The organism is Kerstersia similis, from assembly GCF_965139615.1.
Taxonomy (GTDB): Bacteria; Pseudomonadota; Gammaproteobacteria; order Burkholderiales; family Burkholderiaceae_B; genus Kerstersia; species Kerstersia similis.
In genome coordinates, this window is record NZ_CBCSIQ010000002.1 from 263081 (window position 1) to 285842 (window position 22762).

A 22762-nucleotide genomic window follows, 5' to 3' on the forward strand; every position below is an offset into this window, starting at 1 on the left:
CGGTTTTACAGGCTGTAGTACATATCGAACTCGACCGGATGCGCCACCATGCGCAGACGGTTGACCTCGCCTTGCTTCAGACCCAGGTAGGCGTCGATCATCGCATTGCTGAACACACCACCGCGCGTCAGGAATTCGCGGTCGTTATCCAGCGATTCCAGTGCCTGTTCGAGCGATGCGCAAACCGTCGGGATCTTCGCATCTTCTTCCGGCGGCAGATCGTACAGATTCTTGTCGGCAGGATCGCCGGGGTGAATCTTGTTCTGCACACCGTCCAGACCCGCCATCATCAATGCGGAGAATGCCAGGTACGGATTGGCCAGGGGATCCGGGAAGCGCGCTTCGATGCGGCGGCCCTTGGGGTTGGCCACATACGGAATACGGATCGAGGCAGAACGGTTACGTGCCGAGTAGGCCAGCTTGACCGGTGCTTCATAGTGCGGCACCAGGCGCTTGTAGGAGTTCGTGCCAGGGTTGGTGAAGGCATTCAGTGCACGAGCGTGCTTGATGATGCCACCGATGTAATACAGCGCGAATTCAGACAGGCCGGCATAAGCATTGCCCGCAAACAGGTTCTGGCCATCTTTCCAGATGGACTGGTGCACGTGCATGCCGGAACCGTTATCGCCCATGATGGGCTTGGGCATGAAGGTTGCCGTCTTGCCGTAGTTGTGCGCCACATTATGGATCACATACTTCATGATCTGCGTCCAGTCGGCGCGCTGCACCAGCGTGCTGAACTTGGTGCCGATTTCCAGCTGGCCAGGGCCTGCCACTTCATGGTGGTGCACTTCGACCGGGACACCCAGCTCTTCGAGCAACATACACATTTCGGCGCGCATGTCGTTGAAGGAATCCACCGGCGGCACCGGGAAGTAGCCGCCCTTCACGCGAGGACGGTGGCCGTAGTTGCTGCTGGCATCGTTGGAACGCGACCAGGCGCCTTCATCGGAAGCAATCTTGTAGAACGCGCCCGAAGGGCCGTCGTCCCAGGATACGCCGTCAAACACGAAGAACTCGGGTTCCGGGCCGAAAAATGCCGTATCGCCCAGGCCACTGGATTTCAGATACGCTTCGGCGCGGCGTGCCAGCGAACGCGGGTCGCGTTCGTAGCCTTTCATGTCTGCGGGGTCGATCACATCGCAGGTCAGGATCAGCGTGGTTTGCTGCGTGAACGGATCGAGGTGAGCCGTCGAAGCATCGGGAATCAGCACCATATCGGAGGCTTCGATGCCCTTCCAGCCTGCAATCGACGAGCCGTCGAAAGCCTGACCCGTCTCGAAGGTTTCTTCTTCTACGCGATGCGCTGGCACCGAAACGTGTTGTTCCTTGCCCAGCGTATCGGTAAAGCGGAAGTCAACGAACTTGACATCGTTTTCCGCAATCGTCTTGAGCACATCTTGAGGCGTTGCCATGTTATCTCCAGTGTAGTGAGTTCCGCGCGCCGCCACGCTGCGCGTTCAGTCCGTACTAAGCAATTAGCGTGCCAACTTTTTTGACTGGCAACGCAGGCTTTCATGTTTCCATATGCACCATATCAGTGCAAGCCAAGCACCAATATGGATCACTGCACCGGATTGGATCACTCCGGCAAAAACATTTCCAGTAAATCGTTCAAAAACTGCCACCCCAGAGGGGATGCGCGCAACACTGCTGGATCGGCATCCAGTAATCCCTTGCTCATCGCACGCCGCAATTGTGCGTGAATGCTCGCTAACGGCAAACCTGTGCGCGCACTGAAGCTGGCGCTGGGCACCCCGGCGCGCAAACGCAGGGCATTGAGCATGAATTCAAAGGGCAAGTCATGGGCCTGCAACACCTCGCTGCTGGCAATATGGGAACCATCACCCGCCAAAGCGCGCTGCATCCATTGCTCAGGACTCCGGGTACGTGCCTCCCGCAGAATACGGTCGTGAAAGGACACCTTCGCATGAGCACCCGGCCCAATCCCCAGGTAATCCCCGAACTCCCAGTAATTGGTATTGTGCTGACAGCGCTGTCCGGCCTTGGCATAGGCCGAAACCTCGTATTGATCGTAGCCGGCTTGCGCCACGCGATGCTGCAGCATCTCCTGGATGGCTGCGGCGACATCATCGTCGGGCAAGGGAGGCGGATACTTTGCAAAGACTGTATTGGGTTCCAGCGTCAGGTGATACAGCGACAGATGCCCGGTGCCGAATGACAGCGCAGTATCAATATCCTGGCGTGCGCCAGCCTCGTCCTGCCCGGGCAACGCGAACATCAAGTCCAGATTGACCCGAGGCACGGCATCCAGCGCCAGCGCAATCGCTGCGCGTGCCTGCCTGCCGTCGTGGATGCGCCCGAGGGCGCGCAGACAGGCATCATCAAAACTTTGCACGCCCAAAGACAGTCGATTCACGCCACTGCGCGCATAGGCCTGGAAACGCCCGGCTTCGACCGTGCCGGGATTGGCTTCCATCGTGATCTCGGCATCTGGCAGCAGCTTCAGATAGGCACGCACCATGCCCAGCATTTCATCGACGGCGCCCGCCGATAGCAAGCTGGGTGTGCCACCACCGATAAAGACAGAAATGACCTGGCGTCCCCAGACCTGCGGCAAGGTCTGCTCCAGATCGCTGCGCAAGGCCGCCAGATACTCTGCCTCCGGCAGCACGGTCGGCGCATTGTGGGAATTGAAATCACAGTACGGGCATTTACGCACGCACCACGGAACATGGATATACAGTGCCAGCGGCGGCAGCGCCTGGAGGACGGTGGCTTGCGCCTGCCGCAGCTCGCGCCGCGACAGGCCTGCAGGCATGATGGGAATGACGGTAGCCATGAAAACGAACGATTGCCTTCAAGGCTCAGGCATGGGCCAGCCGGGCAGCCAGCGCTTGCCAGGCCAGTGCTCGATGGCTGATGCGGTTTTTAAGTTCGGGCGCCATTTCTGCGGCCGTCAGGTTTTCCTGCGGCAGGAAAAAGTGCGGATCGTAGCCGAAGCCGTGCTCGCCACGCGGTATATCGACGACTTCGCCATGCCAGACGCCATCGGCGATCAGCGGATGCGGATCTTCGGCGTGGCGCACCAGCACCAGCACAGCCACATAAAATGCGCGGCGATCCGTCTGCCCGGCCAAAGCCTGCACCAGGCAAGCATTATTGGCCGCATCGCTTTTTTCTCCGCCCTGCATTTGCGCATAACGGGCGGAATACACCCCAGGTGCGCCGCCCAACACCGGCACGCACAGGCCCGAGTCATCCGCCAGTGCCGGCAAACCTGTCAGCTTGCTGGCATGGCGCGCCTTGGCCAAGGCATTTTCAATAAAGGTGCAATGCGGCTCCGGCGCCTCAGGCACATCCAATTCCCCCTGGGGAATCAGATGGATTCCGTACGCCTCGAACAGACGGCGAAATTCACGGATCTTGCCGGCATTGCCGGACGCCAGCACGATGCGATCCATGCCAGCAGGCCGCTGCGGCCGGGCCTGCGCTGCGGTGGGCGATTCCCCCTGGCTCATGCGCCGCTCCTGGATGTACGCTGGATTTCAAACAGCTGGCCGATTCCCAACTCCGCCAGATCCAGCAGCTCATTGAATTCACGGCGATTGAATGCCTCGCGCTCTGCCGTGCCCTGCACTTCCACGAGGCACCCTTGCCCGGTCATGACGACATTGACATCGGCATCACAACCGGAGTCTTCGGGATAGTCCAGATCCAGCAACGCCCGGCCATCAACACGACCGACCGACACGGCAGCCACCTGACTCGTCACGGCAGAGCGCTCGATTTTCCCTTCGCGCAGCAACCAGTCCACCGCATCGGCGGCAGCGATCCATGCGCCCGTGATACTGGCGCAGCGCGTGCCGCCATCGGCCTGGATGACATCGCAATCAAGATGCAGGGTGCGCTCCCCCAAGGCCTCCAGATCGAATACCGCTCTCAGGCTGCGACCGATCAGGCGCTGAATTTCCTGCGTGCGGCCGCTCTGCTTGCCGCGTGCGGCTTCGCGATCACCGCGCGTATGGGTCGCACGCGGCAACATGCCATATTCGGCCGTGACCCAGCCACGCCCCTGTCCACGCAGGAACGGCGGCACTTTGTCCAGCACACTGGCGGTGCACAATACATGCGTACCCCCCATGCGTATCAGCGCCGAGCCCTCTGCATAAGGGGAAAAACCGCGCTCGACCGAAACCGGACGCAGCGCGTTTGCCTCACGGCCAACAGGACGACGCGCCAACAGGGAAGACGATATCTCTGACACCAGAACACTCCAACAGATAGAATTCCCTACATTGTAGATGTAGAAGCCCCTGCTCCCGCCTGCATCCCGCCGGCATGGCAGGCCATGCATTTTTTCAAGGTAGTCCCGCATGATCCAAAGTATGACCGCCTTCGGCAGCGCCAACGCCGAAGCCGCCACCGCTACCCTCTCGGTCGAGCTCCGCAGCGTCAACAGCCGTTTCCTGGACCTGCATTTCCGCATGCCGGACGAGCTGCGCCAGATCGAAGCGCCGTTGCGCGAACAAATCGGCAAGACGCTGCAGCGTGGCAAGGTCGAAATCCGGGTCGCTTACGCCCGCCGCGCCACCCATCGCCATAACGCCCTGGACCCGGATTTTCTGGCTCAGGCCGCGGCACAACAGGAACGGGCGCGCCAGTATTTCCCGGCACTGCGCGAACCCGGATTGAATGATCTTTATGCGCTGCAGAATCTGCTACATGCTCCCGCCGCACCGGATGAGCAGGACTGGCCTGCCGTGGCCCTGGCGGCGGCAGCCGAAGCCCTCGCTCAGCTCAGCCAGAATCGCCAGCGGGAAGGCGAGCGCCTGCGTGCGATCATGCAGCAGAACGCTGCAGCCATCCGCACGATTGTCGGCCAGGTGGAAACCACCATGCCCGGCATTCTGGAGAACTACCGCCAACGCTTGAGCGACAAATTGCGTGAAACCCTGGAAAATGCGGCCCCCGGGGGCTTTGCACAAATCAGCGGCGCGGAACTGAGTGAACGGCTGGCGCAGGAGACCACGCTGTTCAGCCTGCGTGTGGATGTGGCAGAAGAGCTGGCGCGGCTGAATACGCATCTGGCTGAACTGGAAGACATGCTCTCGGGCCGCCACGACGCCGCGAACAAACGCGGCAGCCTAGGCAAACGACTGGACTTCCTGTTCCAGGAAATGAACCGCGAAGCCAATACGCTAGGTTCCAAGGCCGGGGACATCAGCGTGACGCGTGCCGCCATGGATCTCAAGCTGTTGATCGAACAGCTGCGCGAACAGGCCGCCAATCTGGAATAATTCCGCCGCACTTGCCTGTCGCTCGTGTATCGCTCAACCGCTGTGCCCCGAGTTGCAGGGCCGCAGGCCTGCCTGCGGCCCGCCCCTGGCGCACGCCCTTGATGGCCTGCGCTGCGGCGGATATCTCGCCAATGGCTATCCCGCCCAATGCGGGTATGCCGATTGCACTGCATAAACTGTCTTTTTCTTCTGCTATCTTGATAGCCCGCTCCATTTCCGGTGGTTCGCTCCGCCATCCCATGACCTTGTCTGCACTCTCCTTTTCCCCCTGTGGCTCCAGCAGTCACGTGCCGTACCGGACACTCCCTCCAGGCCCTGTCCTGCTCTCTCCCGCCCCCCGGCATACCGCCAGTTTCGTTTGCACGGCGGCACGCCCATGACTGCCCTATCCTCATTGATGCCGATTGTTGGCGCACTCGCTGGCGGCTGGGCGGCAGGCCATGTCCTGCCGCGCGTCCTGCGCGCCTGGCTGATCCGCATGATCGGCCCGCTGGTCTGGCTGCTGCTGTTTTTGATCGGGATGGAGTTCGGTGCCGTTCTCTCCTCGGCCCAGGCGCTGGGCAGCGCGTTCTACAAAGCCAGCCTGCTCGCCCTGTTCACCACGCTGCTGCCTTGTGTTCTGATCTGGCTGCTATTGCGACGTAACAAGGGGAAGGCCCCTGCTGCCGCCCCCCGCCAGGCCGACAACGCCACATTCTGGAAACCGGTGAAAGAATGCAGTATCGCACTGGCCATGGTAGCGCTGGGCGGACTGGCCTTCGCCTGGCTGCCTGCAGACCTGGCGCAGGCCCACCCTTTGCCATCGAGCTGGACACTGCTGCTGATACTGATCGTTCTGGTTGGTATAGACCTCGGCCAGGTCGATTTGAAAGGCAGGCTCTGGTCGTTCAAGGCCTTTGCCATTCCCTTGCTGGTGGTGCTGGGCTCGCTACTGGGCGCCTGCGCCGCCGCCTGGGCGACAGGAGAAAAACTTCAGGTCGCGCTTGCCCTATCCTCCGGTTTCGGGTGGTTTTCCCTCTCCAGCGTCATGATTGGCGACGCATTGGGACAGGATTACGGCACCATTGCCCTGATGACCGACCTGCTGCGTGAATTGCTGGCAATCGTCATTCTCTATATGGCTGGCATGCGCTACCCGCTGCCTGCGGTAGGCAGTGCAGGCGCAACGGCCCTGGACACAACCCTGCCTATCGTCAAACAGACCTGCGCCCCCGATGTCGTCCCCTTGGCGCTGATCAGCGGCTTTATCCTGACGGTACTGGCACCGCTGATGATCATGGCATTTTTGGCACACTGACGCTGCGCACCCTGCCGCCGCGCGCTGAGCGCCTGAGCGCCGGGGTGCTTAGACGGGTGCGCGACTAAAACCCGTTGCGCCCGCCTGTCATCAGCGGGTGCAACGGCCGCCATCACTGCACGGCGTACAGATAGATTTCTACACGGCGGTTGGCTGCGCGGCCTTCCGGCGTATCGTTGCTGGCAACAGGGTCGCTGAACCCTCGGCCTTCGATCGTGAGATCCGCCGGCACAACACCACGCTGTTGCAGATAGGTGGAAACACTTTGGGCGCGCTCCACCGACAGCTTCTGGTTAAAGGCAGCTGACCCGGTGTTATCCGTATTGCCAATGATCTTGGCGCGCACCTCGGGATGCTGCACCAAAGCGCGAGCCACGCTGTCCAGCACCGGCAGCAAGGCCGGCTGCAAAGCCGCGCTGCTGGAGCTAAAACCGGCGCTGGCCGGGATGTTGACCTTCAAAGTGCCATTGGGCTGTTCGGTGACGTCGATCCCCAGGCTCGTTGCCCCCGACTGTTCGACATCGTTCTTGATGCCGCCCCAGTTGTAGCCGACCACGCCGCCAGCGACAGCGCCAATACCGGCGCCGATCAGGGCAGCCTTGCTGCTGTCGCCGATCAGCGCACCCACGCCCGCACCCAGCGCAGCCCCAGCGCCCGATCCCAGCAAAGTATTGTTCTGCTGCTGTGAGGCACATCCCGCCAGCAGGATCGCCGCCAGTGCCGCAGCGGCAAGTTTACCGTTATGAGTGTGTTTCATCGCGTAGAGCTCCTTAGCCAATAAGAGCCGGCATGCAGGCCTGCGCACCGGCAGCAGATGCTCCCCCAAGGATACCCTGATCTGCCATGACGCCAAGGTGCATTGGCCGCATCTGTTCACCAAGTTTCACATTTGCTGAACATACCCGCCCGCGCGCGATGGCCCGGACTCAGCCACCACGCTCTTTGATGCGTGCCCGATTCAGGGCAAGGGCCTCGGCATCCGGGCGCCAGTCGCCCCAGCAATCTGCTGGAATATCCGCATGCACCTCGCGCAAACTGGCAGTGAAATTGGGTTTGTAGCCACGGGCCTGCATTTCGCGCACGAGCGCATCGTAGCGATCCGCCAGATATCCCAGGCGGCGATAGAAAAACAGCACGTGCCCCGCCCCCAGGACATAACGGTTCTGTCGTCTGGGGTCGTCACGCTCGCGGGCCTTGCGCGCCAACCCGAAAACACGCGGCAACTCCCGGTACTCTGCCACCAAATGCTGCTGCGTCAGCTCCTCAACGGGCACGCAATTAATGCGCGTCATGCTCCCTGCTCCTTGTCTTGCCAATCATCGGCGCCAAACAAGCGCGCCAGTTCCACCACATTGCGCGCACCCATTTTTTCCAGGATGCGGGCGCGATGGACTTCCACCGTCCGCATGGAAACGCCCAATTCGTCTGCGACCTGCTTATTCAGCAGACCGGCCAGGATTTTTTCCAAGACCTCGCGCTCACGCAGGGACAGCGTCGCGACTTTCTGGTCTCGATCCAGTGCCCGCAAACGCTGTTCGCGCTGACGCCGGCCGTGCTTGATGGCATCGAGCATGCGATCCACGAGGTCATTGTCATTGAAGGGCTTTTCAATGAAATCCACTGCTCCGCGCTTGAGTGCATCCACCGCCATGGGCAGGTCGCCATGGCCGGTCAGGAATACGACCGGCTGCAAGGCGCCCCTGGCCTGCAAGTGATCGAACATTTCCAGCCCCGACATGTTCTGCATGCGGATATCCAGCAGGATGCACCCCTCCAGCATGGGCGACCAGGCCTCCAGAAAGGCTTCGCCCGAACACCAGGTCTGAGTCGCAATCCCGCGTGAATAGAACAGCCAGGCCAACGAATCACGAATGGCCGCGTCGTCATCCACGATATGTACCAGCACATCCTTCTCCTCTGATGAAACGGGAAGCAGGCTCACGCCGGTAGCGGCATCGCTGTCCTGTCTGTCATTCATCCCGCTTTCACGCATCTACCCCGACTCCTGTCTTGCCTGCTTCCGAATTGCCCATCGTTGCCTCTTCGTCCCCTGCGGCTGTCCTGGCATCCCGCCAGGCCGGCAGCGAAAACAGAAATACCGCTCCGCCGCCTGCGCGCGCCTCAAACCAAAGTTGTCCATGATGCTGTTCCAGAATGGAACGGCAAATATTGAGCCCCATCCCCATGCCGGCTTTTTTTGTTGTGGCAAAGGGGGTGAAGATTTTTTCCATCATTTCCGGGGCAACGCCCGCACCGTGATCGGCCACCGACACAATACAGCAATCGTCTTGATGTTCCAGTGCGATATCGACCACGCCATCCTGGCAACCATATTCCAGCGTGGCTTCGATGGCATTGCGTATCAGGTTCAACAGCACCTGCTCGATCAGCACGGGATCAACGCGCACCAGCATCGGTGTTGCCGGTGCCGGCATGCAGCGCAACCGGACGCCCTGGCGCAAGGCATCCGCTTCAGCAAAACCCACGGTATCGCGAACCAGACGCACCAGATCACCTTCTTCGCGCACAGGTTCGCGCTTGCGAACAAAATCATGGATACGCCGGATGATCAGGCCGGCACGCCGGTTCTGAGAAGCCAGATTTTCCAGCAGGGTCGCCAGCAGTTTGCCATCCGCCCCACCCTTGGCCAACAGGTTCTGGCAACTGGCGCAATAGCTGGCAATGGCAGCCAGCGGCTGATTCAACTCATGCGCCAACGTTGAGGCCATCTCTCCCATGGTGATCAGCCTGCCGGTCTGTTGCAGCCGGTCCGCCTGCCGACTGGCCTGCGCTTCGGCCTGGCGGCGGTCGGAAATATCCAGGATGGACGCCATCCAGCCGACATGCACCCCCTTGTCGTCGATCAGCGGCGCTTCATACACCATGACCTGAATCGACACACCATCCCGGCGTTGGAAAACGGTCTCGAAGCTGTGCGCACGAGGCACCGTATGTTGCGCCAGGTGACGCTGCTGGATTTCGTTGAGCATATCCGGCCGCCACCAGGGCATAGGCGGCATCATGCCGATGATTTCCTCGGCCGGCCAGCCCACCATGCGGCAAAACGCCGGGTTGGCAAATAGCAGGCGGCCATCCAGCCCGCGCGCCCGCAAGCCAACGGTCACCGAGTCCTGCATGGCCTGGCGAAACAGCTGCTCATTGCGCAGCGCCTGCTCCGCCTGGCGCCGGCGCTTGAAGTGCAGGGCCAGCAAACCCAGATTGACGACCGTCAGCAAGGCCAGGCCCACAATGCCGGCAATCAACAGCATGTGCAAAGGATTGCGTGGCGCCCGATAAGGCGCCAGGGTCAGGAAAATGCCATGAAAGGGCGGATCAAACGACATGGAGTGCTGCTGGCTGCCCGCCTGCTCACCCACGGCATTGGATTTCTTGACTAGCGGTTCCCCATCCAGCCCGGTCAGCGATACCTGGTAATGCTCGGCGATCCACCAGGGCACCTGGGTGGCCAGCAGCTCATCGAGTGCCAGGGTGGCCTCAAGCAATTCGGTACTGCCGTCCTCGCGGTTCACCGGCAATCGCAGAAACGACAACAACCTGCCGTCCTGCTTGCGTGGCGGGCTCCAGGCGGGGGCCGCCACACCCAGGAGCGGCCAGGCCTCGGGCAAGGGCCGGTTGCTGCTGGCCCCGGCGTCCGCCTGCCCATGCGGCGGAACAGCGGCGCGAACCCCACCCTCGGCATCCAGCCAGGTAATCTGCAGCAATTCCGCGTGATTTGCCACCAGGTGACGCATGCGCGACAAGGAATCCTTGTCGATCACCGGCGCCTGCACCGCCAGATCCGCCGCCAGCCGCAACAGATTGTCCTGATGCGTGCCCAGCTGGAAACGCAATGCCTGCTCTACCCACAGGGTATCGCGCAGCAGATTGATATGCAGTTCCTGGCGCCGTTCTTTCTCCGTCATCCACAGAAACAACCCGATCAGCACGCTGATCATCAGGATGGCGACCAGCGGCGCGGCGGACGCCAGCCCGTCCATGGGCCGTCGCCCCAACCAGCCGGACAGCGAGGGAAACAAGGGATCTTGTTTAGACACTTCGGAAATCCACAATAGCGACGGAAAAGTGATCCTTTTATTCTCCCCCACTATCCCCGTTTGTTTCAAAACATAAATTCAGGGAAACCCGTCACCGGGAACAATAACCAAGGAGGAAACAATGAAAATGCGCCTTTCCATCGCCTTTGCGGCGACCATGATGTTTGCCAGCATGGGCGCCTATGCCCAGGCTCCCATCACCATCAAGTTCAGCCACGTTGTCGCACCGGATACCCCCAAGGGCAAGGGCGCAGATCGGTTCAAGGAACTGGCCGAGAAGTACACGGATGGAAAAGTAAAGGTTGAAGTCTATCCCAACTCCCAGCTCTACAAGGACAAGGAAGAACTGGAAGCGCTGCAATTGGGCGCCGTCCAGATGCTGGCCCCGTCGCTGGCCAAGTTCGGCCCGCTGGGTGTGCGCGAATTCGAGATTTTCGACCTACCCTATATCTTCCAGAGCAAGGAAGACCTTCGCAAGATCACCGATGGCGAAGTGGGCAAGGACCTGCTGGCCAAGCTTGAACCCAAGGGCATCACCGGCCTGGCCTACTGGGATAACGGCTTCAAGGTCATGAGCGCCAACAGCCCGATTCACACGCCTGACGATTTCCTGGGCCTGAAGTTGCGCATCCAATCGTCCAAGGTACTGGAAGCCCAGATGAAGGCGCTGGATGCCGTGCCGCAGGTCATGGCGTTCTCCGAGGTCTATCAGGCACTGCAGACGGGCGTGGTCGATGGCACGGAAAACCCGCCTTCGAACATGTACACCCAGAAAATGCATGAAGTGCAGAAGCACGCCACGCTGTCCAACCACGGATACCTGGGCTATGCCGTGATCGTCAACAAGAAGTTCTGGGACGGCCTGCCTGCCGATGTCCGTGAGCAGCTCGAGCGTGCCATGAGCGAAGCCACGACCTATGCCAACGATATCGCCCAACAAGAAAACGACGATTCCCTGGCTGCCATGAAGGCCTCCGGCAAGACCACGTTCTACGAACCCACGGCCGAAGAACGCCAGCTGTGGATCGACACCCTGCTGCCGGTGCACAAGGAAATGGAATCGCGCGTGGGCAAAGATACGCTGGACGCCACCTACAAGGCCCTGGGCCGTTGATTTTCCTCAGCGGCGCTGGCGAACGCCAGCCGCCGCCTGAATGCGCCGGGGTCACCCGGCGCTTTGATTCCAGGTTCCCTGGGAGTTCTCCATGTTTCTACGCCTACTCGACCGTTTCGAAGAAGCTTTCGTGTCGTTCCTGATGGTGGCCGCCGTGCTCATCATCTTTGTCGCTGTCTGTCAGCGCTACTCCGTCGGCCTGGTCGCCGATGTCGTGGCCTGGGCGCGCGCCAACGACTACCCCACCCTGATGTCCAATGCCCGCTCCTTGTATCGCTCATTGACCAACATCAATCTGCTCTGGGCACAGGAACTTTGCATCTACCTGTTCGTCTGGATGGCCAAATTCGGCGCTGCCTATGGCGTACGCCTGGGTATCCACGTTGGTGTCGATGTACTGGTGACCAAAGTGTCCGAGCCCATGCGCAAGACCTTGACCGTCATCGCCCTGATGTCGGGTGCGCTGTTCACTTTCATCGTCGCCTGGATCGGCGCCAGCTTCACCTGGGATATCGGCCACACCAATCAGGTCTCGGCCGACCTGGAAGTCCCGATGTGGATTGTGTACCTGGCCGTACCGCTGGGTTCGTCGCTGATGTGTTTCCGCTTCCTGCAGGCACTCTACAACTACCTGCGTACCGGCCAGCTGCCGCACCATGTGCCCGGCCACGATGACGAGAACGACAGCCCCGAAGGAGCCGCTGCATGACCACCTTCATCATTTTCGCGCTGCTGATCGTTCTGCTGCTCACCGGCATGCCGGTGTCCATTGCGCTCGGCCTCACGGTGATCACATTCCTGTTCACCATGACCAACGTGCCCATGGACAGCATTGCGCTCAAGCTGTTCACCGGCATTGAGAAGTTCGAGATCATGGCGATCCCGTTCTTCATTCTGGCTGGCAGTTTCCTGACACACGGCGGGGTCGCAAAACGGATGATACGTTTCGCGACCGCCATGGTCGGCCATCTGCCTGGCGGCCTGGGTCTGGCAGCCGTGCTGGCATGCGCCCTGTTCGCGTCCATTTCCGGCTCCTCGCCAGCCACCGTCGCAGCCATTGGCTCCATCATCATGCCGGCCATGGTCAAGCAGGGCTTTCCGCCCAAGTTCGGCACCGGCATCGTGGCCACTTCGGGCGGCCTGGGCATTCTGCTGCCGCCCTCCATCGTGATGGTGATGTATGCCGTTGCCACCAGCGGCATGATGGTAGAAGGCCCGGATGGCGCACGTATTGCCTCGGCCTCCATCGGCCAGCTCTTCATCGCCGGCGTGATTCCCGGCCTGCTGCTGGCCCTGATGCTGGGCATCACGACCATGTACCGCGCCTGGAAGTACAAGTACCCGCGCCAGGACAAAGCCAGCTGGAAGGAACGCTGGATTGCCTTCCGCGATTCGATCTGGGGCCTGATGCTGGTTGTCATCGTCATGGGCGGCATCTATACCGGGGTCTTCACGCCGACTGAAGCGGCGGCCATGAGCGCGGTCTATGCCTTCATCATCGCCATGTTCGTGTACAAGGACATCAAATGGCGTGACCTCAAGCGCATCATCCTGGAATCGGCGGGCATGAGCGCGATGCTGCTCTATATCATCACCAACGCCGTGATGTTCGCCTTCATCCTGACCTCGGAACAGATCCCGCAGAACATCGCGGCCTGGATCGTGGAACAAGGCCTGGGCATTGTCGCTTTCCTGCTGTTCGTCAACGTGCTGCTGCTGATCATCGGCATGGTGATGGAGCCTTCCGGCCTGGTGCTGATCATGGCGCCCATCCTGTTCCCGGTCGCCATGAAGCTCGGCATCGACCCGGTGCACTTCGGCATTATCCTGGTCGTGAACATGGAAATCGGCCTGGCGACGCCACCCGTCGGTCTCAACCTGTATGTCGCCTCAAGTATTTCCAAGCTCGGACTGACGGATGTGACCAAGGCCACCTTCCCCTGGCTGATCACCGGTCTGATCTTCCTGATGATGATCACCTTCATCCCGGAAATCACGCTGTGGCTGCCGCGCCTTACCGGTTGGCTATAAGCCTCCGCCTTTGAAAGCACCCGCCTCTGAACGGCCTGGCCCGCCGAGCCGTTCAAGCCTTATCCAGACCCCGCCGGCGCACCTGCCCCGCGGGGTTTTTTCTGTGCCGCCAGCCGGCATAATACGGATTGCTACCGCAGCGATCCGCAAGCCCCGCAACCCACAAAAGGAGAAACATGAAAACCCTAGGCCTGATTGGCGGCATGAGCTGGGAATCCACCATTCCCTACTATCGGCAGATCAACGAAACCATCAAGCAGCATCTGGGCGGCCTGCACTCGGCGCGGATCGTTTTATGGAGCGTGGATTTCCAGGAAATTGAAGCACTGCAACGCAGCGGCCAATGGGAACAGGCCGGCCAGTTGCTGGCCGATGCCGCGCAACGGCTGGAAGCTGCCGGCGCGGACGCGCTGGTGCTGTGCACCAACACCATGCACAAGGTGGCTCCACAGATAACGCAAGCCGTGCACATTCCGCTGCTGCACATTGCGGACCCCACCGCAGAGGCGATCAAATCGGCAGGCCTGTCTTGCGTCGGCCTGCTGGGAACCCGTTTTACGATGGAGCAGGATTTCTACCGCGAACGTCTCATCACGCAGCATGGGCTGGACGTCCTGGTTCCCGATGAGGACGACAGGGAAACCGTGCATCGCATCATTTACGACGAACTATGCCTGGGGCAAGTGCACGACGCCTCCCGCGCCGCCTATCAAGCCGTCATCGGCCGTCTGGTGGAACGCGGAGCGCAAGCCATCATTCTCGGCTGTACGGAAATCTCGCTCTTGATCCAGCCTGCCCATGTAGGCACGCCGCTGTTCGACACCACGCATCTGCATGCCGTCCATGCGGCCAAGTGGGCGCTGGCCAGCCGCTGAGTCACGAATTCCTCTCTGTGCCGGTCGGCCCGATCCGCGCTCTTGAACCGGCCGCATCGCAACAGACGCCATGACAGGCCCCCAAAAGCTTGGAGGAATATCCAACTTTCGGGGCACCGTTCACACGACACGGCCAGCCTTCCGCCGTCTGGCCTACAGCGTTTTGGCCCGGTCGCTCAGCACGAATTTCTGGATCTTGCCGGTTGAGGTCTTGGGCAGTTCCGCAAACACCACTTTGCGCGGCACCTTGAAGCCCGCGAGATGCTCGCGGCAAAAAGCGATCAGTTCGCTTTCGCTGACGCCTTCATGATTGGGCTTGAGCGTTATGAATGCGCATGGCGTCTCCCCCCACTTTTCATCGGGACGCGCCACCACTGCGGCTTCCAGCACCGCCGGATGCCGATAAAGCACGCCTTCGACCTCGATCGTGGAAATGTTTTCACCGCCGGAAATGATGATGTCCTTCAGCCGGTCGCGGATCTCCACATAGCCGTCAGGATGCCAGACTGCCAGATCTCCCGTGTGGAACCAGTCCCCGACGAAGGCCTCGGCCGTGGCGGTGGGATTCTTCAGATACCCTTTCATGACCGTGTTGCCGCGCATGAAGATTTCCCCCATGGTCTGCCCATCGCGCGGTATCGGCGCCATTGTTTTCGGGTCTGCCACCATGACGCCTTCCATCGTGGGGTAACGGACACCCTGGCGCGCCTTGATCACGGCGCGCTCTTCCAGCGGCAAGGCATCCCATGCCTCGTGCCAGGCACACACGACTACCGGGCCATAGACTTCCGTCAGGCCATAAACGTGTGTCACGCTGATGCCCATTTCTTCGACGGCACCAATTACCTTGGCGGGCGGCGCCGCGCCGGCGACCATGGCTTTCACCGGATGATCTATGGCCGCTTTGGCCGACTCCGGCATATTGACCAGTGCATTGAGAATGATGGGCGCGCCGCATAAATGCGTGACTTGCTCATCACGGATCAGGGTCAGGATTTTCTGTGGGTCCACGCGCCGCAGAAACACATGGGTGCCCGCCAGCGCCGTCACTGTCCACGGGTAGCACCAGCCATTGCAATGAAACATGGGCAAGGTCCACAGATAGACCGGATGATTGCCCAGATTCCAGGTCATCTGGTTGCCCATGGAATTGAGGAAAGCGCCACGATGGTGATACACCACCCCTTTGGGATTGCCGGTGGTGCCGGAGGTGTAGTTAAGCGAAATCGCCTGCCATTCATCCTCGGGCCACTGCCAATCAAAAGCCGGGTCGCCTTCGGCCAGCAAGGCTTCATAATCCAGGCCGCTGACTGGCTGCCCCTCGCCGTATTCGGGGTCATCCACATCAATGACCAAGGGCCGCCGCGCAGGTGCCAGCATTCCCAGCGCGACATGCACCACCTCATGATATTCGCGGTCAGCAATCAGTACCTTGGCTTCGCCATGTTGCAGCATGAAGGCAATGCTTTCGGCATCCAGCCGGACATTCAGCGTATTGAGCACGGCACCTATCATCGGCACGCCGAAATGCGCTTCGAGCATCGCAGGAATATTGGGCAGCATGACGGCTACCGTATCCCCCCGCCCCAGGCCGCGCCCCGCCAGCGCGGAAGCCAACCGCCGGCAACGGGCATAGGTTTCGGCCCAGGTCCTGCGAATGGCGCCATGCACGACAGCAGGATAATCCGGATAAATGCTGGCAGTGCGCTCAATAAAGCTCAAGGGACTCAGTGCAATATGGTTGACCGGATGCGGCGCCAGGCCATCCTCGAAAATCGACATGCTCAACTCCTCCAGGGAATGGATCCTGCCCGTCAGCACCAGCGGTGTTGCGTCAGGAATAGTTCTGGAAAAGGTTATATACCCCTTGGCAAGAATATGATATTAGTACCAGTACCATATAGAACAACATCCATATATATTGATAAAAAATAGACGGATATGGAAGAAACACCAGATAAGCTTGGCCGAATCTGACCGAATGACGCAGGAACGGCTGAGCCCGCACAGGCGCTGCCGGCATCCATTGACGCGCTGAAACCGGTGCCCGGCGCAAGCGCTTCCCTGTGCATACCGGCACGCAACCATGATCCGGGCGCGCGCTCTGCCGCACGGGAAAAAGTGCTTACGCCGTTCTACGCTCGCCAGCCGGCAGCCCTGCGGCCTGGCCTAGCGATGAGCAGGAATCTGCGGGAAGGCTTTGGCGCCGAGAGGGATATCGTGGAAAATGGCCCCTCGGGACTGGCCATGGCGTGCCACCTGCCCTTGCGCCAGGAACCGGCGGGACAATCAAAATAAGGAGACGGCCGGAATGCCGGAAGCCGCAACACAAATCGTCTATGTCGTGGATGACGACCAGGGCATGCTCGACTCTACCGTCTGGCTGCTGGAGTCCGTCGGTTTGCAAGCCCTGCCCTTCACCTCCGGCCAGGCCTTCCTGCAAGCGTGCCGGGCGACAGACAACGCCTGCGTCCTGCTTGATGTGCGGATGCCGGGCATGGGTGGTCTGAGCGTCCAGGACGAACTGCGCAAACGCGGCATCCAACTGCCTGTGATCTTCGTCAGCGGGCATGCCGACGTCCCCATCGTGGTGCGGGCCTTCCGTGCCGGTGCTTTCGATTTCATAGAAAAGCCGTACAACGAACAGCTATTGCTCGATAGCGTCCAGCAGGCGCTCAGCCGGCAGCCCGACACGGCAGCCAGCCCGGGCGATGCTGCGGCGCAAGCGCATCTGCACACGCTTCTGAAAAGCCTGACGCCCAGGGAGCGGGATGTTTTCCTGCCGCTGGCTCAAGGCTATAGCAACGGCGAAATCGCCCGGCAGCTCAATATCAGCATCAAGACCGTCAATCTCTATCGTGCTCGCGTGATGCGGCGCATGCAGGCTCAGTGCCTGCCGGACATTGTCGGGCAGGCCATCGCGGCCGGCCTGCTGGATCCTTTGAATCTGCGCGGCCGAACCTGAGTGCCTGGCGGCTTGGCGGCAGTGACATGCCGACTGGCCAGAGTGCGGCGGTATAGAATCGCCCTCACTCACCCCACTGGTAGGACAATACAGATATGGAATGGCTTTCCCGGGTTCAGATCGGCGCAGACATCGCGACCGGCCTGACCATTATTGGCGCGTTGATTTCATGGCTGATCAAAAGCCGCGCGGATGCACGCAAGGAGCGCTTGCGCGGCATTAACGATGCGGCACGGGCCGTGGCAGTACAAAGTATTCAGCAGGTCTTGAGCGATCTGGCGCGCGACTTCAACAAGATTGTCGTCAGTGCCAGCACGGTGGAACGCCGTATCGACTTCAGCATGGATCAAGGCATAGAAAAATGGCAGCATTCGCTGGCGCTGCGCCTGGAACAAGGCCAGTTGCGGCTCGATGCTATCCTCGCGGATCTGGAACAGATCCGCACCCAGGTGTCCGAGTTCTATGAATTTGCCGCGTCGTCGCGCTATATCCTGTTTCCCGCGCTATCTTCGCTGCCGGAAAGCTCGGAAGTCATCAGCCGTTTCAAGGAAGACTACGAGCGCATCGGCGAGGTTTACAACACCTTGTCAGGCGGACGCATGGCCTTGTTGCTGGCACTGAAAAAACTGGTATCCGACATTGCGGCCTACCGGGCCGCCCATCCCGGCGCAGACACGGGAAAATTTGTCGAACAGTTCCAGGGACAGGTCGCCGCCATCGTGCTTGACCCGGACTACAGCCATTGGGTCTCGACCTTCCTGCCCCAGGCGCACCGCGAGGAATTCCTGCGCCGCGTCGAATCCAGGGACTATGCCGACAGTGAACTGATCAGCCAGGCCATCGCCGGCGTGCTGAGCGGTGCCGTCTCGCGCGGCAATGTTTTGCTCGCCCAGATTCTGATCTTCACCAGCTCCGAACTGCAATCGGCACGCCGCCAATGCAAGGAGTTCATGATCATGCTGGCCGCCATTTCCAGCCGTCTGCAATCCAAGGACAACGGGCAGTCGGTACCCCAACTGATAGAAATCCTGCGCAGCGACGCGTATTTCGCCATCGAGCGGGAAGTCCGCTGAGCTCGCCGCCCTGGCCGCGCCATCAGGCCAGGGCGATGCCCCGATGCCCCCCCAAGGGGCGCCGCCGTGCCTGTTGTTGCCCTGGCCTTCCGGCCTGCACCACGCTCACGCTGCCGGGCCGCGCAGCAACCCGCGTATCACCCAAACCATCCAGCCCATCAGGGCCAGCAGGAATACCAGCAGCGGCCACCAGCCGCCATGTTCCCAGAACCATCCACCACAAGCCCCCACCACGCTGGACCCCAGGTAATAGGCCAGCAGGTACAGCGAGGCGGCATGCCCCTTGTTCTCGGTAGCAAGGCGACCGACCCAGCCGCTGGCCGTCGCATGCGCTACGAAAAAACCTATGGTCAGCAGGATGATGCCCAGCACGATGGCTGACAGCCAGGGCAAACCGGTGCACACCAGGCCCAGCGCCAGAAAGCCCAGCCCCCCTGCCAGAACACGGCCACGCCCGAGGCGGTCCGCCAGCCAGCCGGCCATCGGGGACACGAAAATGGCAAAGATGTAAGCCAGGAAAATCAAGCCGATTTCACTCTGGCTCAGGCTGTACGGGGGCGCCAGCAGACGAAAGCCGACATAGTTATATAGCGTCACGAAGACGCCCATCAGACAGAAACTGGCAATGAACAGCTGGCGCAGCCGGGGCTGGCGCCAGTGGCGGCCCCATGCCTGGAAGTGATGTTTCATGCCGGTTCCCGTCCGGCGCACGAAATTACGCGAACGTGGCAACAGCAGCAGAAATCCCACGGCAGCCAACAGATCCAGCACACCGACCGTGACCATGGCCGAGCGCCAGCCATACATATCAGTCAGGAAACTCATGAATACCCGGCCCGCCATACCGCCAAAAGCCGTTCCGCCGACATACAGCCCCATGGAAAAACCCAGGCCGCGCGGATGCGTCTCTTCGGCCAGGTAAGCCATGGCCACCGCCGGCACGCCCCCCAGCAGCAGGCCGACCAGCGCCCTGGCAGCCAGCAGCGCGGGCCACGAAGGCGACAAGGCCGCCAGAATATTCAAACCGGCGGCCAGCGCCATGGAGGCAAACATCAGCCCGCGCCGGCCCCAGCCTTCCGAGAGCGCACCGGCGAAAAGAATGGCGAATGCCAGGGTTGCGGTGGATAGCGACAACGCCAGCGCGCTGACGGCCGGGCTGACCCCGAACTCCAGGCTGAATTCAGGCAACAGCGGCTGTACGCTATAGAGCAGCGAAAATGTCGCAAAACCGGCCAGGAACAGGCCGATGCAGATGCGCCAATAGGCACTGGAACCGGGCTCTGCCCATGTCTGGGCCGATGAGGGGGAAACAGATGCTGCAGCATCTACAGGGGGGCGGCTGGCGGGGTTCATGGGAGCACAACAGCATAGGGGCAACCCTGCCATTCTCTTCCGTTTGCCCCACCCTGTCCATGCTGCCACCGGCCTGAACCCGCCGTTTGCCGAACAAAGCACGCGCGAACAGCGCCTGACTAAGCATCTCTTGCCAACTACCTAGCCACCCGTGCCGCTTACGCCTCGTGCCGGGCGTGTCGCCTAGGCCCCGGCTGGCGGAGTTTTACGCACTTCGCGTCCCAGCCATTGCGTCGGCAATTCGCTGGTCTGCTTCATCTGCCGCAGGACCACATGCGATTTGACATGGGAAATCGCGCCGTTGGCCAGCAAGGTATTCATGACGAAACTGGCGAGCTGCTCCAGATTGCGCGCCACCACTTTCAGCAGGTAGTCTGCATCGCCGCTCAGCAAGTGGGCTTCCAGAATCACATCATGCGTTTCTACCAGCGTCTGGAAAGCGCGGATGGACTGGTTGTCGTGCGCATGCAGGCTGACATGCACAAAGGCCAGCACATCCAGGCCCAAGGACTTGCTATCCAGACGAGCGGCATAGCCATTGATGATGCCGGCTTTTTCCAGTGCCGTGCGCCGCCGTGAACACTGCGATGCCGATAACCCGATCTGCTCGCCCACCTCCTGATTGGTCAAGCGTCCATCGGATTGCAGCACGCTGAGCAGCTTCCAGTCGTAGATATCCATGTTTCCAATCACCTGTTTTCATGGGTATGGGCATATCGCGCACGAATCATGCGCACTTCAGGGTTTTCATGCCAAAAGACGCACACACCATGCGCTTATCACGCACTATATTTTACTCCTATCGCCGCTAATGCAATGCCAGGCGAACCACCATTGAACGGCCACCCACCACCGCGGCCCACCCCAAGGAGAAAAACCATGAGAATGCAGATCGGGGAATTCCTGATCCGGCGCCTGAACGAAGCCGGCATACGTCACCTGTTTGGACTGCCCGGGGATTTCAATCTCTCCTTTCTGGAGCAGGTCGAGGCATCCGGCACGCTGGAATTCATCGGTAACTGCAACGAGCTGAATGCTGCCTACGCGGCCGACGGCTATGCCCGCACCGCCGGAATCGGTGCATTGCTGACGACGTTCGGCGTCGGCGATCTGGGCGCCATCAGCGGTATCGCGGGGGCTTACTCGGAAAACGTCCCCATGGTGCACATCACCGGCGCACCGCCTTTGCATTCCATCAACAGCCGCGCCCTGCTGCATCACACGCTGGCGGATGGTGCCTACGGCAACATTGGCCGCTGCATGGCGGAATTCACTGTTGCGCAGGCGCGCATCACGCCCGCCAATGCCGTCACCGAAATCGACCGCGTGCTCAAGGCCTGCTGGCAAGAGCGCCGCCCCGTTCACCTGCAGCTCCCCTCAGACATTACTCACCTGAGCATCGAAACACCGGACGAGCCCCTGGTGCTCGCCGACCCTGCCAGCGATCCGGGCCAGCTAGAACGCGCCACGGCGCGCATCTGCGCCGCGCTGCAGGAAGCCAGCCACCCCGCCATCCTGATAGATGCCGACGCCGGCCGTTTCGGCGTGGCCGACATCATTCAGGAACTCAGTGAAAAATGCGCCATTCCCTGCGCTTCGCTGCCGCCGGCCAAGGGCGTGCTGGATGAAAGCACCCCGCTCTACCTGGGCACCTATATCGGCGCCCCGACACCGGAAGCCACCCGGCGCGCCATCGAGCAATCCGATTGCCTGATCGGTATCGGCCTGCGTTTCACGGATAGCAGCACGTCCCTCTTCAGCCAGCGCATCGCTCCGGAAGCCTTGATCGACCTGCGGCGCCACGACCTCAGCATCGGCGGCCTGCCCATGCCTGGCGTGACCTTGCGCGAAGTGCTGATGCGGGTGCTGGAAAACATGCCAGCCCGCCAGGCCCGGCCACAGGCCGCCTCGAACAGCACGGCCAAGACTGCCGCGACACCGGCTGTCGCAGCGGATTCCTGCGCAGCGAATACCCCGCTCACGCACGCCACGCTCTGGCCTCGCATCCAGGCCTTCCTCAAGCCATGCGACGTCATCGTCGGCGAAGCGGGCACCTCGAACTCCGCGCTGGGCGGCATGCGCCTGCCTGCGGGTGCCTCCTACATCTCTCAACCGGTCTGGGGCGCGATCGGCTATACCTTGCCCGCCCTCTTCGGGTCGCAAGTCAGCACGCCCTGGCGTCGCCACCTGCTGTTCATTGGTGATGGTTCGTTCCAGCTCACGGCCCAGGAACTGTCCTCCATCCAACGCCGTCAGCTCAAACCGATCATCTTCCTGGTCAACAACAGCGGCTATACCATCGAGCGTCTGATCCTTGGGGAAAACTCAGCCTATAACGATGTCGCTGACTGGAATTACGCCGGCCTGCCGCAAATTTTCGATCCCTCCGGCAAGGCCCTGACCCTGGTCGTGAAGGATGTCGGGGAACTGGAACAGGCGCTGGCCCAGGCCGAACAGGCGGATCGCCTGGTCTTTATCGAACTGAAGCTGCCGATGATGGACGCGCCGCCCGCCCTGCCCAAGTTTGCCAGCATTTTCGCTGACTTCGACTATGGCGAATGCGGCCCGCGCAACCCGTCCGCCAGCCAGCCGGATAGCGCCGCCGGCACCGCCGCCCCTGCCGCTGGCAAGACGCAACCCCAATCGAGCAAAGACGCGCTCTGCCTGTAAGGCCTGACACACCAGGCCGGATGCCGGGGCCTTAGGCCCCGGCAACACGAAATTTTCATAAAAACAAC

Annotated in this window: 20 protein-coding genes; 9 read left to right on the top strand and 11 right to left on the bottom strand. The window is 61.0% G+C overall.

Annotated features, from left to right (window positions below; all coding sequences use genetic code 11):
• Window positions 1–5: 5 nt before the first annotated feature.
• The 4 genes from glnA to rph all read right to left on the bottom strand — a co-directional run bounded on the left by glnA (window position 6) and on the right by rph (window position 4219).
• On the bottom strand, window positions 6–1415 hold the full coding sequence (glnA, locus tag ACNA1V_RS02490) for a type I glutamate--ammonia ligase (protein ID WP_415831996.1): 1410 nt from the start codon (window positions 1413–1415) through the stop codon (window positions 6–8).
• Window positions 1416–1582: 167 nt separating this feature from the next.
• Window positions 1583–2803: a radical SAM family heme chaperone HemW gene (hemW, locus tag ACNA1V_RS02495; protein ID WP_415831997.1), complete on the bottom strand. Its 1221-nt coding sequence runs from the start codon at window positions 2801–2803 to the stop codon at window positions 1583–1585.
• 25 nt (window positions 2804–2828) lie between these two features.
• Window positions 2829–3482 (bottom strand): RdgB/HAM1 family non-canonical purine NTP pyrophosphatase, encoded by a 654-nt coding sequence (gene rdgB, locus ACNA1V_RS02500; protein ID WP_415831998.1) that lies wholly within the window; start codon window positions 3480–3482, stop codon window positions 2829–2831.
• On the bottom strand, window positions 3479–4219 hold the full coding sequence (gene rph, locus ACNA1V_RS02505) for a ribonuclease PH (RefSeq protein WP_415832033.1): 741 nt from the start codon (window positions 4217–4219) through the stop codon (window positions 3479–3481). Before rph ends, rdgB begins: the two co-directional genes overlap by 4 nt.
• Before the next feature lie 118 nt (window positions 4220–4337).
• On the opposite strand from rph, the gene ACNA1V_RS02510 reads away from it, so the two are divergent.
• Both ACNA1V_RS02510 and ACNA1V_RS02515 read left to right on the top strand, forming a co-directional pair.
• Window positions 4338–5261, top strand: a complete 924-nt coding sequence (locus ACNA1V_RS02510; RefSeq protein WP_415831999.1) for a YicC/YloC family endoribonuclease — start codon at window positions 4338–4340, stop codon at window positions 5259–5261.
• Window positions 5262–5637: 376 nt separating this feature from the next.
• Window positions 5638–6558: a LysO family transporter gene (locus ACNA1V_RS02515; protein ID WP_415832000.1), complete on the top strand. Its 921-nt coding sequence runs from the start codon at window positions 5638–5640 to the stop codon at window positions 6556–6558.
• Between the two features lie 112 nt (window positions 6559–6670).
• Here ACNA1V_RS02515 and ACNA1V_RS02520 read toward each other — a convergent pair whose 3' ends face one another.
• The 4 genes from ACNA1V_RS02520 to ACNA1V_RS02535 all read right to left on the bottom strand — a co-directional run bounded on the left by ACNA1V_RS02520 (window position 6671) and on the right by ACNA1V_RS02535 (window position 10613).
• The gene (locus ACNA1V_RS02520) at window positions 6671–7315 is read right to left on the bottom strand and encodes an OmpA family protein (protein WP_415832001.1); all 645 of its coding nucleotides are present in this window, start codon (window positions 7313–7315) and stop codon (window positions 6671–6673) included.
• 169 nt (window positions 7316–7484) lie between these two features.
• Window positions 7485–7850: a pyrimidine dimer DNA glycosylase/endonuclease V gene (locus ACNA1V_RS02525; protein ID WP_415832002.1), complete on the bottom strand. Its 366-nt coding sequence runs from the start codon at window positions 7848–7850 to the stop codon at window positions 7485–7487.
• A complete protein-coding gene (locus ACNA1V_RS02530; protein ID WP_415832034.1) occupies window positions 7847–8461 on the bottom strand; it encodes a response regulator transcription factor in 615 nt (204 codons plus the stop codon). Before ACNA1V_RS02530 ends, ACNA1V_RS02525 begins: the two co-directional genes overlap by 4 nt.
• Before the next feature lie 82 nt (window positions 8462–8543).
• Entirely contained in the window at window positions 8544–10613 is a 2070-nt protein-coding gene (locus tag ACNA1V_RS02535; RefSeq protein ID WP_415832003.1) for a sensor histidine kinase, read from the bottom strand.
• Between the two features lie 121 nt (window positions 10614–10734).
• Between ACNA1V_RS02535 and ACNA1V_RS02540 the strand changes: the two genes are divergently transcribed.
• From ACNA1V_RS02540 to ACNA1V_RS02555, 4 genes are all read left to right on the top strand, one after another.
• Window positions 10735–11727, top strand: coding sequence for a TRAP transporter substrate-binding protein (locus tag ACNA1V_RS02540; protein ID WP_415832004.1), 993 nt, complete (start codon window positions 10735–10737; stop codon window positions 11725–11727).
• A gap of 91 nt (window positions 11728–11818) precedes the next feature.
• Window positions 11819–12436, top strand: coding sequence for a TRAP transporter small permease (locus tag ACNA1V_RS02545; protein WP_415832005.1), 618 nt, complete (start codon window positions 11819–11821; stop codon window positions 12434–12436).
• Window positions 12433–13758 carry a TRAP transporter large permease gene (locus ACNA1V_RS02550; protein ID WP_415832006.1) on the top strand — a complete coding sequence of 442 codons (1326 nt, stop codon included), beginning with the start codon at window positions 12433–12435 and terminating at the stop codon, window positions 13756–13758. Before ACNA1V_RS02545 ends, ACNA1V_RS02550 begins: the two co-directional genes overlap by 4 nt.
• 176 nt (window positions 13759–13934) lie before the next feature.
• Complete coding sequence (locus tag ACNA1V_RS02555) at window positions 13935–14633, top strand: aspartate/glutamate racemase family protein (protein WP_415832007.1); 699 nt, start codon at window positions 13935–13937, stop codon at window positions 14631–14633.
• 153 nt (window positions 14634–14786) lie between these two features.
• Here the strand turns inward: ACNA1V_RS02555 and ACNA1V_RS02560 are convergent, their stop codons facing one another.
• Window positions 14787–16415, bottom strand: a complete 1629-nt coding sequence (locus ACNA1V_RS02560) for an acyl-CoA synthetase (protein WP_415832008.1) — start codon at window positions 16413–16415, stop codon at window positions 14787–14789.
• Between the two features lie 529 nt (window positions 16416–16944).
• On the opposite strand from ACNA1V_RS02560, the gene ACNA1V_RS02565 reads away from it, so the two are divergent.
• On the top strand, window positions 16945–17598 hold the full coding sequence (locus ACNA1V_RS02565; protein WP_415832009.1) for a response regulator transcription factor: 654 nt from the start codon (window positions 16945–16947) through the stop codon (window positions 17596–17598).
• A gap of 95 nt (window positions 17599–17693) precedes the next feature.
• Entirely contained in the window at window positions 17694–18671 is a 978-nt protein-coding gene (locus ACNA1V_RS02570) for a hypothetical protein (protein WP_415832010.1), read from the top strand.
• A gap of 105 nt (window positions 18672–18776) precedes the next feature.
• On the opposite strand, the gene ACNA1V_RS02575 is transcribed toward ACNA1V_RS02570, so the two are convergent.
• Window positions 18777–20024: an MFS transporter gene (locus tag ACNA1V_RS02575; RefSeq protein WP_415832011.1), complete on the bottom strand. Its 1248-nt coding sequence runs from the start codon at window positions 20022–20024 to the stop codon at window positions 18777–18779.
• Window positions 20025–20207: 183 nt separating this feature from the next.
• The gene (locus ACNA1V_RS02580) at window positions 20208–20705 is read right to left on the bottom strand and encodes an Lrp/AsnC family transcriptional regulator (RefSeq protein ID WP_415832012.1); all 498 of its coding nucleotides are present in this window, start codon (window positions 20703–20705) and stop codon (window positions 20208–20210) included.
• Between the two features lie 198 nt (window positions 20706–20903).
• On the opposite strand from ACNA1V_RS02580, the gene ACNA1V_RS02585 reads away from it, so the two are divergent.
• Window positions 20904–22694 (top strand): alpha-keto acid decarboxylase family protein, encoded by a 1791-nt coding sequence (locus tag ACNA1V_RS02585; protein ID WP_415832013.1) that lies wholly within the window; start codon window positions 20904–20906, stop codon window positions 22692–22694.
• Window positions 22695–22762 lie beyond the last annotated feature (68 nt).